16 protein-coding genes are annotated in these 17,180 nt (G+C 45.5%); 13 read left to right on the forward strand and 3 right to left on the reverse strand.

Annotated features, from left to right (window positions below; translation table 11 throughout):
- Positions 1-23 precede the first annotated feature (23 nt).
- Complete coding sequence (locus KSZ58_RS22505) at positions 24-215, reverse strand: MurR/RpiR family transcriptional regulator (RefSeq protein ID WP_233104414.1); 192 nt, start codon at positions 213-215, stop codon at positions 24-26.
- 380 nt (positions 216-595) lie between these two features.
- Between KSZ58_RS22505 and gnd the strand changes: the two genes are divergently transcribed.
- The 13 genes from gnd to KSZ58_RS03320 all read left to right on the forward strand — a co-directional run bounded on the left by gnd (position 596) and on the right by KSZ58_RS03320 (position 10,992).
- Entirely contained in the window at positions 596-1,489 is an 894-nt protein-coding gene (gnd, locus tag KSZ58_RS03260) for a phosphogluconate dehydrogenase (NAD(+)-dependent, decarboxylating) (protein WP_022300435.1), read from the forward strand.
- A gap of 25 nt (positions 1,490-1,514) precedes the next feature.
- Positions 1,515-2,336: a PTS sugar transporter subunit IIC gene (locus KSZ58_RS03265; RefSeq protein WP_002606210.1), complete on the forward strand. Its 822-nt coding sequence runs from the start codon at positions 1,515-1,517 to the stop codon at positions 2,334-2,336.
- 29 nt (positions 2,337-2,365) lie between these two features.
- Positions 2,366-3,226, forward strand: coding sequence for a PTS system mannose/fructose/sorbose family transporter subunit IID (locus KSZ58_RS03270; protein ID WP_008816431.1), 861 nt, complete (start codon positions 2,366-2,368; stop codon positions 3,224-3,226).
- Between the two features lie 18 nt (positions 3,227-3,244).
- Positions 3,245-3,751, forward strand: coding sequence for a PTS sugar transporter subunit IIB (locus KSZ58_RS03275; protein ID WP_008816432.1), 507 nt, complete (start codon positions 3,245-3,247; stop codon positions 3,749-3,751).
- On the forward strand, positions 3,748-4,179 hold the full coding sequence (locus KSZ58_RS03280; protein WP_009269899.1) for a PTS sugar transporter subunit IIA: 432 nt from the start codon (positions 3,748-3,750) through the stop codon (positions 4,177-4,179). The genes KSZ58_RS03275 and KSZ58_RS03280 overlap by 4 nt, the downstream gene beginning before the upstream one ends.
- Positions 4,179-5,108: a phosphoglycerate dehydrogenase gene (locus KSZ58_RS03285; protein ID WP_009269898.1), complete on the forward strand. Its 930-nt coding sequence runs from the start codon at positions 4,179-4,181 to the stop codon at positions 5,106-5,108. Before KSZ58_RS03280 ends, KSZ58_RS03285 begins: the two co-directional genes overlap by 1 nt.
- 34 nt (positions 5,109-5,142) lie before the next feature.
- On the forward strand, positions 5,143-5,790 hold the full coding sequence (locus tag KSZ58_RS03290; protein WP_008816435.1) for a bifunctional 2-keto-4-hydroxyglutarate aldolase/2-keto-3-deoxy-6-phosphogluconate aldolase: 648 nt from the start codon (positions 5,143-5,145) through the stop codon (positions 5,788-5,790).
- Positions 5,777-6,445 (forward strand): HAD family phosphatase, encoded by a 669-nt coding sequence (locus KSZ58_RS03295; protein ID WP_009269897.1) that lies wholly within the window; start codon positions 5,777-5,779, stop codon positions 6,443-6,445. Before KSZ58_RS03290 ends, KSZ58_RS03295 begins: the two co-directional genes overlap by 14 nt.
- A gap of 10 nt (positions 6,446-6,455) precedes the next feature.
- Positions 6,456-7,397, forward strand: coding sequence for a hypothetical protein (locus KSZ58_RS03300; protein ID WP_009269896.1), 942 nt, complete (start codon positions 6,456-6,458; stop codon positions 7,395-7,397).
- Positions 7,398-7,436: 39 nt separating this feature from the next.
- Complete coding sequence (locus KSZ58_RS03305; RefSeq protein WP_308125101.1) at positions 7,437-8,246, forward strand: Gfo/Idh/MocA family oxidoreductase; 810 nt, start codon at positions 7,437-7,439, stop codon at positions 8,244-8,246.
- A gap of 145 nt (positions 8,247-8,391) precedes the next feature.
- On the forward strand, positions 8,392-9,012 hold the full coding sequence (locus KSZ58_RS03310) for an AAA family ATPase (RefSeq protein WP_002606201.1): 621 nt from the start codon (positions 8,392-8,394) through the stop codon (positions 9,010-9,012).
- 176 nt (positions 9,013-9,188) lie between these two features.
- Complete coding sequence (locus tag KSZ58_RS03315; protein ID WP_002606200.1) at positions 9,189-9,746, forward strand: hypothetical protein; 558 nt, start codon at positions 9,189-9,191, stop codon at positions 9,744-9,746.
- A gap of 472 nt (positions 9,747-10,218) precedes the next feature.
- Positions 10,219-10,992 carry a C39 family peptidase gene (locus KSZ58_RS03320; RefSeq protein ID WP_009269894.1) on the forward strand — a complete coding sequence of 258 codons (774 nt, stop codon included), beginning with the start codon at positions 10,219-10,221 and terminating at the stop codon, positions 10,990-10,992.
- 270 nt (positions 10,993-11,262) lie between these two features.
- On the opposite strand, the gene KSZ58_RS03325 is transcribed toward KSZ58_RS03320, so the two are convergent.
- Together KSZ58_RS03325 and KSZ58_RS03330 are read right to left on the reverse strand one after the other, a co-directional pair.
- Positions 11,263-14,472 carry a UvrD-helicase domain-containing protein gene (locus KSZ58_RS03325; RefSeq protein ID WP_009269893.1) on the reverse strand — a complete coding sequence of 1,070 codons (3,210 nt, stop codon included), beginning with the start codon at positions 14,470-14,472 and terminating at the stop codon, positions 11,263-11,265.
- Entirely contained in the window at positions 14,465-17,164 is a 2,700-nt protein-coding gene (locus KSZ58_RS03330; protein WP_008816450.1) for a PD-(D/E)XK nuclease family protein, read from the reverse strand. Before KSZ58_RS03330 ends, KSZ58_RS03325 begins: the two co-directional genes overlap by 8 nt.
- Positions 17,165-17,180: the final 16 nt, after the last annotated feature.

The following is a 17,180-nucleotide window of genomic DNA, read 5'->3' on the forward strand; positions in this document are numbered from 1 at the left end:
GCTCAGATGATCAAATGGTTCACTCAGCTGCAGCCGACCTTTTTGGTGAATCGGGAGATAGCAGACATGGATACATCAATATCCTCTGCCAGTTCCTGAATGGATAAGTGTCTGGCGGTCGTTGCATGCTCCAGCAGATAATCGGCAATTTTTTTCTCCGTTTTACTCAAACCGTAATAATGACCCTTCACCCGTCCTGCAAATTCCATACTCATACATACACCCCGTTTCTGATACTTATATTATAACAGATATTGCGAAATGTGGTGTTATATTGGAAATTATTTTCAGATATTGAAAAATTATTTTATATATTAAATCCAAATATGAAAATATTACCTGTCTGATTAACAGTGGATTATCCCGGATTACGAATGAAATGTGAAAATAAACGATATGATTTTTTTTCAACATAAATGAAAATAAACCTGAATATAATGGGATATATGAAGCTTTATCCCCAAGCTGTCACCAACGCATCCCAACTTGTGTTTACACGGATATAAACATTTCATGCATTGGAAATTATTTTTATAATAGATGGTGTAAGCGCTATCTGCTGATGCGGATTGAGTGCACGGAAAGGAGATGAAGAATGGAAGCAGGTTTAATCGGTTTGGGGAAAATGGGTCTTCATATTGCTATGAACATGCAGAGCAGTGGAATTTGCGCCTATGGGTATGACATACAGACAGGGCCCCGAAAGCAGGCAAAAGCGAAGGGAATTCCGGTTGTACAAACGCTGCAGGAGCTGATTGCTGTTCTGCAGAAACCGCGTATAATCTGGCTGATGCTTCCGGCAGGGGACATAACCGAAAGCATGGTACACCAACTTGCAGAGTTGCTGGAGGAAGGGGATTACGTGATCGACGGGGGAAATTCATTTTACAGAGATTCGCTACGTAATTATGAATTTCTAAAAAAGAAAAAGATACATTTCTATGATGCAGGAACCTCCGGCGGTATTCGCGGTGCCCTTGAGGGAGCCAACTTTATGATTGGGGGTGAACGTGAGCACTTTGCAGTTATTGAAGAGCTATTTCAACGCATTGCTTCGGATCAGGGGTATCTGTATGCCGGTGATGCGGGAAGCGGTCATTATCTGAAAATGGTGCACAATGGAATCGAATATGGCATGATGCAGGCCATAGGAGAGGGCTTTGAGCTATTACAGCACAGCCCCTATCCCTATGATAATGCACAGGTCGCAGGATTGTGGAATCACGGCTCTGTCATTCGAAGCTGGCTCATGGAGCTGGCTGAGGAGGCATTCAGAGAGGATGAAAAGCTGGATGCCGTGAAGGGAATCATGTATGCATCCGGAGAAGGACAATGGACAGTGGAGGAGGCAATGCGCTGTAATGTCAGCGTTCCGGTAATTTCCACAGCCCTGATGATGCGCTATCGCTCGTTGTATGAGGATACCTTCACAGGGAAAGTCGTCGCATCACTGAGAAAGGGATTTGGCGGTCACAAAACCGCAGAATGATGTACACGTTCAAGGAGGCAGAAATATGCAAATCACGATTGTACAGGCAGTAGTTATTTCCATCTGGATCGGTCTGGTTATGTCACGTTCATTTTTGGGAGGTGCCACAACGACACTGCGCTTTACCCCAATGATGACCGGACTGATCGTCGGTCTCGTATTCGGCCGTGTCGCTGAAGCGATGATTATCACCGCAGCGATTCAGCTGATTTATATGGGGGTCTTTTCTCCGGGAGGTCAGATGCCCTCCGAGCCTGCCATTGCCGCAGCCATTGCTGTACCGGTGGCATTGCTTGGAGATATGAAGCCGGAGGCAGCTATCGCCGTTGCTGTACCGGTTGGACTGCTCGGTTCCTATCTGTATCAGTTCCGCTTTTTCGTCAACACCTTCGTTATGCAGAAATTCACGGATAAATACGCAAAAAGTGCCAACGATAAAATGCTTACAATATCTATCATTTTCATTCCGATCCTGGTGGCCTTTCTGATTTTTGTTCCTTTCATGTTCGTATCTCTGTATTATGGAGCACCGGTTATCGCGGATATCGTACAATCCACATCCGGAAGCATCCTCTTCCATATTCTGGAGGTAATCGGAGGCGGACTGGCATCCATCGGTATCGCTGTTACGATTTATGTAATCGGAAAAAAGAATTATATTGCTTTCTTCCTGCTTGCCTACTTTGTCGCTGTCGTATTAAAGAGTCTGAATATCACAATGATTACGTATGCAATCATTGGTACCATCATCGCCTTTATCTTCGTTCTGTCTAAAACAGAGGCTGTGAGCATGTTCTCCGCTTCCGGAATCAATACTGCAGACAACGAGGAAGAGGATGACTATTAGGATGAAGTTATGGAAAGGTGGATACAATTATGAGTGAAATGCTGCAGAAAAGCGTGAATCTGGAACCGGAAGCAATAACGAAAAGGGATGTCAGCCTTGCATGGCTGCGCTTCTATTTCGCCAATGAGATTCCGCATTCCTTTGATAAATATATTGCACCGTCTCTGATGTGGGCGCTGATGCCGATTCTGAAAAAGCTGTATAAGGACAAAAAGGATTTATCTGAGGCCTACCAGCGTCATCTGCTGTTCTTCAATACACAGATATCGTGGGGTGGAGGTACCATAACAGGAATCATGGCTTCCCTGGAGGCAGCTCGTGCGCAGGAGGTGTATATGGATACACCCGTCACAATTGACGATGATCTGATTTACAACACGAAGGCCGGTTTGATGGGAGCACTGGCTGGTATCGGGGATTCCATTGACTCCGGTACGATTCAATATATCTTTATCGCCATCGCATTACCGTGGGCACAGCAGGGAAACGCAATCGGCGCCTTGTTTCCGTTCGTCATGTTCTCCTTGTATCAGCTGGTTATCGGCTATTACTTCGCGCAGCTGGGCTTCAAGCTGGGGCGCACAGCTGCCACTGAGGTCGTCGGTACGAAGATGCAGATTATTATTGAAGCACTCTCGATTCTGGGACTGTTCATGATGGGAATTCTGGCAGCCAACTATGTCAAGGTATCCTCTACGCTGGCCTTTACCCTGTCCGGTAAGAAATTCGTAATTCAGGAAATCCTTGACGGTGTGATGCCGGGGATTTTGCCGCTGTTGACTGTGGGGCTGGTATATTTCTATTTCACTAAAAAGGGTTTGAATGTCACGAAGGCACTGATCGGTCTGACGATTATCCTCGGCGTACTGGCCGGCTTTGGCATTCTGTAACATTAAGGAGGAACCGTTATGGGTAAGGTAGTGTTGGCACGTGTAGATGCAAGACTGATTCACGGACAGGTTATGACGAGTCTGTCAAAATCCGCTGGGGCAACTGCGATATTTGTCGCAGATGATCCAGCGGCACACGATCCGTTTACAAAGAACATCATTCTCGGTGCAGGCTCACGCACCGGCCTGAAAGTACGGGTTTTGAAGGAGGACGGTGCTGTACGATACTGGAATGACCGGCAGTACGATGACTATCATGTCATTCTGCTGACCAAGAGCATTGAGGTGATGGCAGATATCATACGGGGAGGAGTGCCGATGAAAGAGCTGAATCTTGGCGGTATTCCACAGAAGCCGGGACTGACCTCAATCATTAAGGAGGTCGCAATCAACAAAGAACAGCTAAAGATTTTGCAGGAGCTGGAAAAAGACTATGGCATTGATGTATATTTTCAGGCGATTCCATCCTCACGCCGTGTATCTTTAAAAGAGGCTGCTCGCCTGTTTGAGGAGCATTCCGCATGATTGGGATGCTGCTGGTCAGCCATGGAAGAATGGCGGAAGGAATGCTGGACAGCCTGGAGCTGATTATGGGAAGCTGTGACCGGATGCACACGGTTTCTCTTTGCGCAGGAGAGGATTTTGAAAGCTTTCGTGCAAAGGTCATGGAGGCTATACGACAGCTGGACAGTGGAGATGGTGTACTGGTATTTGTCGATCTTTACGGAGCTTCTCCGTTTAATGCGTCTGTATATGCAGCGGCCCGAATGGCGCAGGAGGGAATAAGTGTCCGTGTGCTTGCCGGTATGAATCTGGCAATGCTGCTGGAAACCGCGGCAATGCGGGCATCCTCCTCCCTGCAGGAGCTTGTTGCGATTGCGGAGGCGGCTGGTCGGGATGGCATCAGTGAGCCGTTTGTGGTGAAGGAAGAAGAAAACGGGGAGGACTACTGATGAAAAAGGTTTTGATTACTCCGCGTTCCTTTGGAAAATATAATCGCGAGGAGCTGATAGAAAAGCTTCGACAGCATGGAATTGAACCTGTCTTCAATCCTTACGGCACAATTATGAATGAGCAGCAGATGCGCAGTGCACTTCAGGATATGGACGGACTGATTGTCGGTGTTGATCCGGTGAGTGAGGAGGCTCTGAGGCAGGCACCCAGACTGCGGGCTATCGCAAAGTACGGAGTCGGTATCGATAACATCGCCTGTGCATATGCGCAAGAAAACGACATCGCCATAAGCCGCACTGTGAATGCGAATGCCAATGCGGTTGCGGATTACGCCATGACTCTGTTGATGAGTGTGGCACGGCGTGTTGTGGAAATTGATGAGGGCTGTCATCACAATGACTGGTCCAAAAAGGAAGCATTGGATATCTATGGAAAAACGATCGGTGTACTCGGACTGGGGGCTATAGGGAAGGGGGTCGTGCAGCGTGCCAGCGGCTTTGACATGCATATCTATGGATATGACATCATGAGGGATGATGCCTTCTTGAATAAATATAATGTATGCTTTACAGATGTGGATACAATCATACGGGAATGTGACTTCATTTCTCTACACCTTCCACTGACGCAGGAAACACGTCATATCCTGAATAAAGAAAATCTGAAGCGTGCGAAAAGTAATCTGATTATTGTCAATACGGCCAGAGGAGGACTGCTGGATGAGGATGCGCTGTATGAGCTGTTGAAGGAAAGGAAGCTTTACGGACTGGGGCTGGATGTTTTTGAGCAGGAGCCGCCGCAGAACTCCAAACTCCTGACACTTCCCAATGTGATTGTGAGTTCGCATACGGCCGCTTCCACACAGGAGGCTATTAACGCCATGAGCCGTATGGCGGTGGAAAATCTGATTTGTTCGCTGGAGGCATAGAGATACGTATCAATTACAGGATAAGGAGGAGCATATGGATAAGACAACTTTGCTGGCTGAGCTAAAAAAACAGAGGCTGGTAGCAGTCATTCGCGGTAAGGATGAAGAGGAAGTAACAAACATTGTGGATGCTGTATATCGCGGTGGAATACATTTCATGGAAATCACATATACAATACCACAGGCAGAACAGGTGATTGCGCATTTATGCAAGGCATATGAGCATTGTGATGATATCATTATCGGAGCAGGTACCTGTCTGGATATCGTATCTGCACGCATGGCAATTTCTGCGGGCGCACAGTTTGTGGTCTGTCCGCATCTGGATACAGAGGTCATGAAGTTGTGCAACAGCTATCGTGTGCCCTGTTTTCCTGGGGCTGCCAATGTAAAGGATATGCTGGAATGTCTGCGCTATGGGGCAGATGTGATCAAGCTGTTCCCGGGTGATACCTTTGGTCCGAAGGCTGTCAGAGCCTTTAAGGGACCTCTTCCACAGGCGGATTTCATGCCGACCGGAGGGGTGAGTGCTGCCAATCTGACGGAGTGGCTGGACAACGGGGCAGTTGCGGTTGGAACCGGTGGAAGCCTCACGAAGGGAGCTAAAGCAGGAGATTTTGAAGCTGTACGCCTGGAGGCGGAAAAGCTGGTGAATATTGTCCGTGCATATGATCAGCGATAAAACAGAGCTTCTTATTTTTGATATGGATGGTCTGCTTGTGGATACAGAGCGCGTCTATCTGGAGGGCTGGCTGTATGCCTTGAACAAGCAGCAGGTTGCTATTGCGGAAGCCGTGGTGAAAAGCTGGGTGGGAAAAAGCTTTCATGATACACATGCATATCTGATGCAGGTATGCCATGAGGAAGCATTGTGCGCAAGGATTCGTAAGGATCGGGAACAGTATATCTATCAGTGTCTGGAGAATGGTACGCTGTCTGCTATGCCCTATGCACGGGATGCTTTGCAGGCAGCTCGGGAATACGGATACCGGACAGGGCTTGCGACCTCCTCTCTGAAAAAGCGCTCGACTGCCATACTCGCACATCTGGGCCTGCTATCCTATCTTGACATTCCTGTGTTTGCAGATGATGTAACAAAGCTGAAGCCTCATCCGGATTTGTATCTGGAGGTTTTAAGACGGGCACAGGTTCCCTGTGAGCATGCGGTAGCCTTTGAGGATTCCCTGACAGGTGTGCAGGCGGCGATTGCGGCAGGAATTCAAACCGTGCGGATACCGGATTATCGTTTTATTGATGTGGAGGATACGGCATCGGATGTTGTCTGCGCTGAAAATCTGTCGTGTGTGCGAGCAATGCTGGAACAACTGAATACGTGAGGTGACGAAGATGGAGAAGGAAAGCGTAAAGGATGTAATTCTGCGTTATGGCGTGCTTCTTGGAAAAAGAAATACGGAAAGACAGAAAACGGATTTTTTGAGAGCGGCTCAGAAACAGCTGGAGCAGGCCGGATTTCCTGTGGATATCACCTGTGTATCCGCTTCGCTCATGAGGCGGGAGTCTGTAAATATGTATAATCTTTACGCTGGTGATTTCAAAAAAGCGGATGTGGTCTTCATCACGTATTATGATACGCCGCTGTGGCAGTTTTTCCCAAAAGAGCAGAAAGCCTTTGATGCGAACTGGTCAAGGGGAAATTTCCTTCTCCATACCTTGCTGTTTCTATGCTGTATGATTGCGATTGCTGCATTTTTATACCTTACAGTGATTCCCAGTCTTCAGAAGCACGGATTTGTGAGTCTATGGGGAGCGGTGCTTGTACTCGTATGTTTGTTCGGTTTTTATGGGATTCGGCATATGCGTGGAGGAATAGCGGCAGGAAATACAATGGTGCGCAATTCTTCAAGTCTGATTGCCCTGTTTGCTTTGGCCTGGGATCTATCCGAACAGGAAAAGCAGCACGTAGCCTTTGCTATGATTGATGAGGGCACACGTTCTGAGTATGGTCTGCGCATGCTGCAGGAGTATATAGGGAAGAAGCGTATTCAGCGGGTGTATCTGGATTCCATCGGGAATGTCGGAAAGCTGCAGGGATTTGCTGACAGGCATATACTGGAGGGGCTTCATGAGAAACTAGCAGAGCATGCGGAATGGCATGATTTGGCAGAGGATAAGCATGCATATGGGGATATTTTGTTAACGTCCGGCAGCTGCGATAATGGATGCGTATCACTGAAAATAGAAAAACGGACAGATAACAGTGATCTGGAACAGCAGGTCAATAAAGTGATACAGGTACTAAAGGCGCTGATGATTTCCTGCGTTTCTTAAAAAGAGGTATATGAACAGGTTAATTTATAGGATACTGAAATTGATGTCATTTGTATTAATTCACCAAATCACACGCATGTAAGCTATGCAGAAATGGCTTTGAAGGCCGGAAAGCATATTTTGGTGGAAAAGCCCTTTGCAATGAAAAGCAGTGATGCACAACGTGTTTTTACGCTTGCACAGGAAAAAGGATGCCTTGCATATACCAATCAGAATCGACGATTTGATGCGGATTTTCTTATATTGCAGGATATCATAGAAAGTGGAAAGCTTGGTACGCTCATTGAAATAGAATCTCACTATGATTATTTTAAAACACGTCCCGTTGTGACACAGGATATGATTTTCAATTTGGGTATTCATACGATTGATCAAATGATAGCTCTGTTTGGTATTCCTGATAGAACAGATTATGATGTAAAAGGCATTCTTAATAAAGAAGAGGGAGCCGATGATTATTTTGATATTAAGCTTTATTACGGTAAGCTTAAGGTCTCAGTTAAAACGAGCCTGTTTGTGAAGCTGCCATATCCCAGATTCCTTGTACACGGCACAAATGGCAGTTTTATGAAATACAGTCAGGGGCATCTGTTCGCAAAATCTGCACAGGAGCCTATCAAGGCTTCCTTTCTGCAGGAACCGGAGGATAACTGGGGAGTATTATCATATATGGATGAATATGGGAATGATATTACGACCCGCATTCCCTCCAGGGTAACGGATTATGGTAAGATTTATGATGACCTGTACGCATGTATTTATCAGGGAAAGGCTCCCTATGTGAAGGCGGAGGAGGTGGTTGCAGTTTTAAACATTGCAGAGGAGGCAGAGAAAGCGGCAGGAAATTGATGATTGCATACCGTTTTTAACTACGTACTGCTTTCCTTCTCTGTTATAGCTTAAACGGGACTGTTTTCAGAAAATGGCCGTCAATTCATTGATGTTGTGAAAGTAACATAGTATAATAAAAGTAACAACAAGGAGGTCGATTTTTATGGAAAATAAGACCATTATCACCATCAGCAGACAGTTTGGAAGTGGAGGACGTGAAATCGGTAAGAAAATAGCCGACCAGCTGGGAATACCGTTCTATGACAAGGAGCTCATTGAGATTGCTGCCAAAGAAAGCGGTATGGATAAAGAGCTTTTTGAAGAAGATGATGCCCGTACAAGCAAGGGGTTCCGACTCCTGGGTGCCTTGGGATATTCTCTGGGAGGACCATTGTCCACGATAACGGAATTATCATTAAATGATCGCTTGTATCTGGTACAGGAAGAAGTAATCAAGGGTGTGGCCTGTGAGGGATCATGTGTCATCGTCGGACGCTGTGCAGATTATGTGCTGCGGGATCGCAGTGATGTACTGAATGTGTATATTCATGCAGATATGGAGGATCGCAAAGAGCGTGCGGTTCATTCCTATGAGGTGGATGAACGCGATATCGAGGGCAGCATCAAGAAAATCGACAAGCGCCGTGCAAATTATTATGAGTACTATACGGATCGCAAATGGGGTCGTGCAGAGAATTATGATATCAGCATCAATTCCTCTACGTTCGGTATTGACGGCACTGTGGAAATTATTAAGATGCTCGCACAGAAAAAAGCATTATAAGGAATCATGCAGAAAGAAGAACATATAGTATAAAGGGCTGTATGTTCTTTTTCTGTACAAAATGTGAAGGCTTTCGAAAGATATGCGTAAACCCACAATTTCACAAGATTGTTTGACAACATACGCGGCGAGTGTTGTTATACTACAGGTAGAAAGACACAAGGAGGTTTCTGTTTATGCAATGGAAATTGACTCACAGGCACAATCATGAGTGCATTGAAAATAAAGGCGGTAAAACACTCAGCTATGATCCCAATCTCGGTATTCAGATTATCGAGCAGGACGGCTTTGCGTTTAAAGATCTGGATAATAACGGAAGGCTCGATCCTTATGAGGACTGGCGTCTGCCACTTACACAGCGAATTCAGGATTTCACCAGCCGGTTTGTTTTATGGCAGGAGGGGGACTGCCTGTATTATCGCAAGGGAAGGATCGAGTTGTCCAGAGAATTCTGTGACTGGATGAAAAATTGTGACTGCCGCACAACCATACTGCAGGCTTCTGACCTTTTACAGGAGGATGAGGAATACCTCAGAGAAAACTATATTCTGGCAATGCTGCTGCTGATGTTTGATAATGACTTTGACATGGGAAAGGAAGATTATCTGCTCCAGCTGATTGTACAGAGTATGGATCTGGGAGTTCTGGAAAACATCATCTACTCTATCATGGAGGCTCTAAAAAAATATGTGACAAAACGCTCTGCAGGAGTACAGCAGGAGCTTATCTTATAAACAGCACGAAATTGTGCTGTTTTGTTTTTACATCCGATACACAGTTTCATGTTTGTTCCTGTATTTGATATTACCTATATTTAGTATTGTGGAATACCTTCCTTTTCGTTATAATTCCGCTCATAGAAGAAGTGGAGGGATGTCCTGAAAACCTTTATGCTACACCACCCTAATTGCATGGAATGCAATATGCATTCGTTTGACCCCAGAAAAAAGGCCATACGGACAGCCAGGTCAAATGCCGATTATTGTGAGTGTAAAGTCTTGTTGTTGGTTTAAAGCCAGTTTTATGAGTATCGATACTTGTAAGATCAATAAGAGTAGTAAAGGCAGATGTTTGTCGTATAGACTCAGGATATCCCTTATATTTTATTTTTATGAACATAGAATCATACAGCACAGCGGATATAACAGGATCAGTATGCACGTTTGCATATGCAGGTATTATACTCACTAAGAAAGTGAGGACATGATGAAAAAAACGATTATTTTTTGTATGGCAGCGGTACTGCTTTTCGGCTGCAGTGTGAAAACGGAGGAAAAGGAAAATTATAGTGATGAAATGAAGATTGCACATACAGTGGATCTCTCAGAAGATGACGGGGCAGACAGTGTGGAGCGTGAGGGTGATCAAAAGGAATCACCATATTTCAAGCATCCGGATTTCTATCATATGAAGTCTACCGATACGCTTACCTTGCTGCCGAAATTTAAAACGATGCAGCAGACGAGTGAATGGAGCTGCGGTGTGGATGCGGCACTCATGGTATTGCAGTATTACGGGAAGCTCGGTAAGCACAATGAGGAAACACTTGCGCAGCTTCGCACAAATAAACTGAAAAGTGAGGCTACCTCTTTACAATCCATGATACAGATTTTCGAAGGTGTTGGAGGGTTTCAGATTCATTCAACGTATGATTACAGGGAAAGCGATTACGATAAAATCAATCTGCGCATGATTCAGGATTTTTTAAAAAAAGGTATACCGGTTATGGTGGCATGGAATGACTGGGGAGGACACTGGCAGGTAATCATCGGATATGATACCATGGGGACGGAAACAACACAGGATGATGTTCTTATCGTGGCGGATTCCTATGATACAACAGACCATAATCAGGACGGCTATGGTATTTACCCTGCAGAACGTTTTTATTATAATTGGACGATGTATGATTTCTTTTCAAAGAATTACGGAATAGCGGAAAGAGATAAGCTGTTTATTGCTGTAGAGCCGAAAGCGTAAATGAAGGGAAGCTTTGTGCCTGGATGTGCGGAAGGACACTCGATATTTTAATGAAGGGGCTGCTGTCCTGCTTTAGGCATACTGCAGGTTGACGATTGTAACTGTTGATAGAGCAGAAGAAACAACACCATATCTGTTGCATGTATACAGTCAGATACATCACAGACAGGGAATATTCATAATATGGAAAGCAAGTTATGAATCGAGTATAAGCAAAAAAGACAGAATCATGAACCTGAGGAGGTTCTCAGGCTTGGATTCTGTCTTTTGTTATGAAATGGCAATCATCCTATGCAGATGCAGAGAATAGATGCAGGTCGTGATACTATGCTTTGGATATAAGATATGCATAGCCTTTTTATACATAGCAAGCTGTCCCTTATATCGTTGTATGAATTCCGCATCCTCTTTGAGAGAATCTGTCTTGAAATCAAGGATGATCATAAGGTCGTTTTGAATGCTGACAAAGTCCATATAGCCATGTAGAATTTGCGATCCGTCCTTAACCATAAACGGCATTTCATGATGGACATCCCCTCTGTATGCCGACAGATAATCCGGATCCTTTCCCAGCTGCAGCAATGTCTGAATATCCCATTCCTTCAGCTCCACCAGCTGCTGATTGGCGACTTGGAGAATAACATCACGACTCCATACCGGAGCCTGAAGTGCTTCTATCATTTTATGCATCATGGTTCCATAATCACTTCCCTGCATGTCATCGTCAAATGTAAACGCAGGCAGCTCCCTTGTCTCCTGTGCGGAAGCGGTTACCAGTTCAATGCTTTTGGATGGCTTTTCATATACCCGGAAAGGATGGTATACGCCCGCCTCTGCCTGCTGCACCTCACTGTGCCAGAGGCGGTGCACCTCCTTTACAGTAAAGAGTGGACTTGGGTTGCATAGAAACGTTTGTAGTATCCATGATGTATAGCCATTGCGGTTGTATACCTGTGACATGCTCAACGGATGCTTATAGGTATCAAGCTCAAGTATACAGTCAACGATATGCATCTGTGTCTGGGCACGGGTGGTTGCCACGTAGAGAATGCGCATCTCCTCCTCCAGCTCTTCCTTATCCTTTTTATGTTCCATGGCGATTCGCGGTATCGTTGTGCGGACATAGCGCTGCGGTAAGTCCATTGCCTTCATTGCCAGCCCGAGCTCGGAGTCACTGATACAGAAATCCTTAAATTCGATTGGTGTCTGCTTATCGGTAGACCATAGGAATACGACGGGGAACTGCAGACCCTTGGACTGGTGGATACTCATAACACGGACCACATCCGCCTCAGCGCCAATCGGAATCGCTTCTGCTGTCTGAGCATCCTTGATCTGTTCGATCTGTGAAAGAAAGGAGGATAATCCGGAGGCATACTGATCCTCAAACTGTACAGCCTTTTCAAACAGCAGATCCAGATTGGTTTTTTCCTGAATGCTTGTATGCAGACGATAATAATCCTGCATCTCATACAGTTTATTTATGAGCTCACTGATGCGCAGCCTGCCATGTTGGAAAATCAGCTCCTGTAATATTTCAAATCCGGGAAACGGATGCTCACAGAACCAGGAATAATACGATTGTCCCTTTTCCTTCTGCAGCTTGGCCTGTGCGAAATCCATAGTTGATTTACGAAAAAGCGGTGACAGCATAGTGGCAGTAAAGCTGATATCATCGTGCGGATGCAAAATACACTTCATTGCGGACAGAATCACCTGTACGGCATTGGATTGATAGAATCCGTATTTGATATCAATGAAATACGGGATATTCAGCTCATCGAAAATCTTCTTCATATCATCCTTGCGGGCATTTCCACGGACGAGGACAACAAAGTCCTTCCACTTTCGCTGCTCGCGCTCCTTAATTTCCAAAATCTGATTGGCAATATAGCTTGCCTTTAATTCATTTTTGGAAACGATAATCCCCTCTGCTTCCTTAATTTCGTTATGGTATACAGCATGGAAACAGATGGGAACATTATCCTCGTTCTGCGCAGGGACACCGGTTTCTACATCATCCTCTTTTGCATAGCTGCAGGAAAATCCATCGATATTCATCAACAGCTTAAACAGGTCATTATTAAAATCGACAATCATTTTCTTGGAACGGTAATTATTTGAAAGATAAATAACCTCATCAAATACTCCGCGATGATCGATCAGTCCCTTCATCAAAGACGGCTTGGCATGACGGAATCCATAAATTGACTGCTTGATGTCTCCAACACGGAATACATTGTTCTTTCTGCAGATCAGCATTACCAGCTGGTTTTGAACATCATTGCTGTCCTGAAATTCATCCACCATGATTTCAACGAATTTTTCACGATAGATATCAGCAACACGGCCACCCTTCGCCTGTAAAATTTCCAGAGCGAAATGCTCCATATCATCAAAGTCGATGACCTTATGCTCTTCCTTTATCCTTGCATAGGCGCTGCGATAATCCCTGCACATGTCCACCAGCTTTTTTATATAAGGATACAAGTAGCGGATATCACGCATAAATTCATCCTCACTGAACAGGATTTCCAGTTGTGCATCCTCTAAAGCAAGAAGACTTTTTCTCAGGCGGGCATATTCCTTATCCTCCTTATCCGGGCTTGGAGGTACAACGGCGTGTACAATGGCGAGAAAGGCAGCGCGGTAAGCCTGATAATCCTGATTTTGCAAGGCCTGATGCAGGTCCTGAAGAGCAAGCAGCTTCTGTTCCACTATAGCGTGTTTTTTTACCTGATCATCATATTTTAACCGGTAAAGCTCATCTATACGGATCAGCGTTTCTTCATAACGTGCAGTTTGCACAACGAGATATTCAAAGAAATTCTCATAAATCTCTTTTGGTAAATCCTCCAGCAGATGCTTTTCATGATAATTCTCTGCCAGAGAATCCAGCCAGGCTTCCGGATCGGATTTGCTGGAGGCCAGTCCTGCAAGATTCATAATCATGGTACGCAGGGCCTCATCGTTTTCCGCTCTTGCTGAAAACATCTGACACAGCTGCAGAAAGCTTGCATCCTGCAGCTGATACTGTTTCGCAAAGGCTTCCTCCAGGGACTGCTGCTGAAACAGAACCATCGTTCCGTTATCCATAATGCTTTTGATACGCTGCGGATCCAGTCCGAGAATGTAATAATATTCCTGTATGATGGAAAGGCAGAAGGAATGGATGGTTGATATATGTGCTGTCTGTATACCCGTCAGCTGTCTGGTGATATAGCTTTTCTCTTCTTCTGTTCGGGCAGCGGTCAACGCCTTCTGCAGCTCTGTGGCCAGACGCTTTTTCATTTCGTTTGCGGCAGCTTCCGTGAAGGTCATGGCAAGAATGGAGTCAATGGAGACATGATCCTTCATGACCAGATCCATCAGACGTGCAATCAGCACGGTGGTCTTCCCGCTTCCTGCAGATGCGGATACCAGGATGTTGTGTTCCTTTGTCTGAATCGCCTTCAGCTGCATGGGATTCCATTCAGGCATCTTCTTCACGTCCTTTCTGTTGCTGATAGATATCGTCCTCTACCTCCACCAGCTGTGTTTTTTCTGCATATATGCCCTTAAATCGGCAGATTTCATAATAGCTGCAAAACATACAGGCCTCTTCCATCGGCAAACAGCGAATGTCCCCGTTTATGATTCTGTTACCGATCATTTGATACATTTTTGTAAAATAACGTTCGATACTGCCGAGATCATACAACTTGCGCGGCTTTATGATCCCCTCCTTATTCTGACTCACACCAACAATGTGTGCGCCGTTGTCATCCAGTGCCTGTATATCACTGTCCATGACCCAGCCGTTCATGCGGTGTGCCTTGTGACGGATTTCTTCATATTCCTCTTTACTGGATGGAAGATGTGTTACCGGTTTTCTCCGGGACAGCTTGCCTGCCGTATAAGGGATATTTTCATTTTTTAACGAAACGTAGAAGGATCCAATAACACGTTTATGAAATTCTTTACTGCAGACGATGGAATAGGTTAGCAGCTGCAGCTGCAAGGCGGCAAATACGTTAGCCTCCGACAGCATTTTGGCAGAGCTTTTATAATCCAGAATACATAAGAATTCATCCGACGCATCGATGCGGTCAATATATCCCTTTAATGCGAGGCTGATGTCATCCCCTAAGGGAATGCTGTAATGAAACTCCTTCTCACGCAAATACGGAGATAATATGGAATGCTGTTCAAAGTCATCCAGCAAGCCCAAGGTCTGTGTCATAGAGGTAAGTATCCGCTGTGCTACATTTTCCAGCTTTTTTTCCAGAGATGGAAACACATCCTGCATAATCCGAATTTCCTTCATCAGCACTTCTTCGATTTTTTCCTCTGCCACCTTTGTATAGGCCTTCCCATATTTCCCTGTAAAGGTCTCCAGAAGGTAATGTGCGAGAGTGCCGGCATAGGAATCCGGAAAGCCGACCTTCATCGGTTCCCGCAAGGAAAGACCATAGCGCAGAAAGTAAGAGAACGGGCATTTAACATAGCGTTCCAGAGCGGAAATGGAGCCCCGGATCATTTTATCTTTAACAAACAGAGCCTGTGCCATTTCAGGAGACAATGTAATGTTGGTGGAAACAGGTTCATAGCTGCTATACAGCGGATAAGCTACTGAACCCGCTTTTGGATTCGCATGCTGCTTCTGGACATAGTCCTCAATTTCCAGGGCAGCCTCCATTCCTTTTCCCTCATAGGTGCCGAGCGGATAGGATACATATACGGATGGTGCTGCGTACAGCATTGCGGATATCTGTTTCAGATAAAACTGATAACGTCGTTCCATGGAAGGATAGGCTGAAATCAATGCGTGATAGTTCTCATCGAAAATGCCTTTTTTTGTTTGAAAGGCAGGATAGTCTTTTTGTGTACATCCCAGAACAAATAAATGCTTTCGGCAGAAGGGGGACTGGCGCAGATCACAGACGATGGCTCCGCTTCTTTCTGTGGGAGCACTGCTTTGTGTCATACCGTCAAGGAAATAGAGAAAAAATGCAATATCCTCTTTTTCTAATATATAAGGATGGAGCTCCTTCAGCATCGCCTCAATATCCAGAAGAATTTTGGTATCTGCATCGTCCCTGCGCAGAGATTCTCTGACATAGGAAGCAGCGGTCTGTATCATCGCTTCCATCGATATCGGCTGTTTCAGCGGACGCAGATAGACCACCAGCTGTTGACGAACCAGCTCAGCCTCTTCTTCCAGCTTTTGCAGCTTGGCCAGCTCAAGTGCATCGAGAATATGTCCCTCATCCTCAATCTGCTGTAAATGGTCAAAGGCTTCCTCGATATCACAGGAGAATACATCCAGATAATCCTTCAGCTTCTGCAGCTGTTCCATGTGTACGACACCGCAATCCAGAACACGGAGAAGATTTTCCGTATCCGGCTTCAGATAATAAGAGAACAATGCGGAAAAGCGGTGTGGCAGTATACTCGCATGGGAATCCTGCAGCAGTGTATACGGTATTTGATAACGCTGGAAAATCTGTGCAAGAATCGGCTTATAGGTTGCATTGGCAAGGGTGATATGAATATCATCCGCATCCAGATCGTGCTCGATAATATATTGTGCACATGCTTCAATTTCCTGGCGCTTGTTTACAGCATGGAAAAACAATGGCATTGGCTCATACACCGGCGGAGTACAGCGCTGTGCCCCCTGCGCAACCAGCGCCTGTATGAGCTGTTCTTCCTCCAGCGTGTGATACACATCCAGAATATGCAGATCATCCAGCCGCTTTGTTTTTATATTTGTTAATGCTGCACGCTGCTGTTTGGAAGGCACGGCAATATCCGTGAGCTGAGAAAGGATTGCAAACAGTTCTTTTTGTGCTTCACTTTCCTGAGGCAGTTCACTCTGGGGGATGTTCCAGAAATAAATGGAATCCAGAAACGACCTGCATTCGTTCAGAAATACCGGGGAGTCCGCCACCTCACGATAGATTTTCAGTTGCGGAAGGATTGTCTGTATCCGCTGCTTATACTGATATAAGGCAACATGTCTGGACGGTACTGCAACATTTGCCTGCTGCTGCAGCCATCCCTGCAGAGTGTTCAGCTTCAGTCCCAGCATGCCGCTGCGTGTTTTTAAAAGCTCCTCGCGCAGAGCTGCGTGCAGGTAGGCTGGGGCAATGAGGGTGCTGCCGGGACCCAGTGTCTGTAAAAATGTCATATTGTACCTCCTGAAA

It is taken from the genome of Erysipelatoclostridium sp. DFI.2.3 (genome assembly GCF_019132535.1).
Taxonomy (GTDB): Bacteria; Bacillota_I; Bacilli_A; order Erysipelotrichales; family Erysipelotrichaceae; genus Clostridium_AQ; species Clostridium_AQ innocuum.

Coding starts and splice junctions, on each gene's coding strand:
- KSZ58_RS22505 (WP_233104414.1), bottom strand. CDS start 215: ATGAGTATGGAATTTGCAGGACGGGTGAAGGGTCATTATTACGGTTTG.
- gnd (WP_022300435.1), top strand. CDS start 596: ATGGAAGCAGGTTTAATCGGTTTGGGGAAAATGGGTCTTCATATTGCT.
- KSZ58_RS03265 (WP_002606210.1), top strand. CDS start 1,515: ATGCAAATCACGATTGTACAGGCAGTAGTTATTTCCATCTGGATCGGT.
- KSZ58_RS03270 (WP_008816431.1), top strand. CDS start 2,366: ATGAGTGAAATGCTGCAGAAAAGCGTGAATCTGGAACCGGAAGCAATA.
- KSZ58_RS03275 (WP_008816432.1), top strand. CDS start 3,245: ATGGGTAAGGTAGTGTTGGCACGTGTAGATGCAAGACTGATTCACGGA.
- KSZ58_RS03280 (WP_009269899.1), top strand. CDS start 3,748: ATGATTGGGATGCTGCTGGTCAGCCATGGAAGAATGGCGGAAGGAATG.
- KSZ58_RS03285 (WP_009269898.1), top strand. CDS start 4,179: ATGAAAAAGGTTTTGATTACTCCGCGTTCCTTTGGAAAATATAATCGC.
- KSZ58_RS03290 (WP_008816435.1), top strand. CDS start 5,143: ATGGATAAGACAACTTTGCTGGCTGAGCTAAAAAAACAGAGGCTGGTA.
- KSZ58_RS03295 (WP_009269897.1), top strand. CDS start 5,777: ATGATCAGCGATAAAACAGAGCTTCTTATTTTTGATATGGATGGTCTG.
- KSZ58_RS03300 (WP_009269896.1), top strand. CDS start 6,456: ATGGAGAAGGAAAGCGTAAAGGATGTAATTCTGCGTTATGGCGTGCTT.
- KSZ58_RS03310 (WP_002606201.1), top strand. CDS start 8,392: ATGGAAAATAAGACCATTATCACCATCAGCAGACAGTTTGGAAGTGGA.
- KSZ58_RS03315 (WP_002606200.1), top strand. CDS start 9,189: ATGCAATGGAAATTGACTCACAGGCACAATCATGAGTGCATTGAAAAT.
- KSZ58_RS03320 (WP_009269894.1), top strand. CDS start 10,219: ATGAAAAAAACGATTATTTTTTGTATGGCAGCGGTACTGCTTTTCGGC.
- KSZ58_RS03325 (WP_009269893.1), bottom strand. CDS start 14,472: ATGCCTGAATGGAATCCCATGCAGCTGAAGGCGATTCAGACAAAGGAA.
- KSZ58_RS03330 (WP_008816450.1), bottom strand. CDS start 17,164: ATGACATTTTTACAGACACTGGGTCCCGGCAGCACCCTCATTGCCCCA.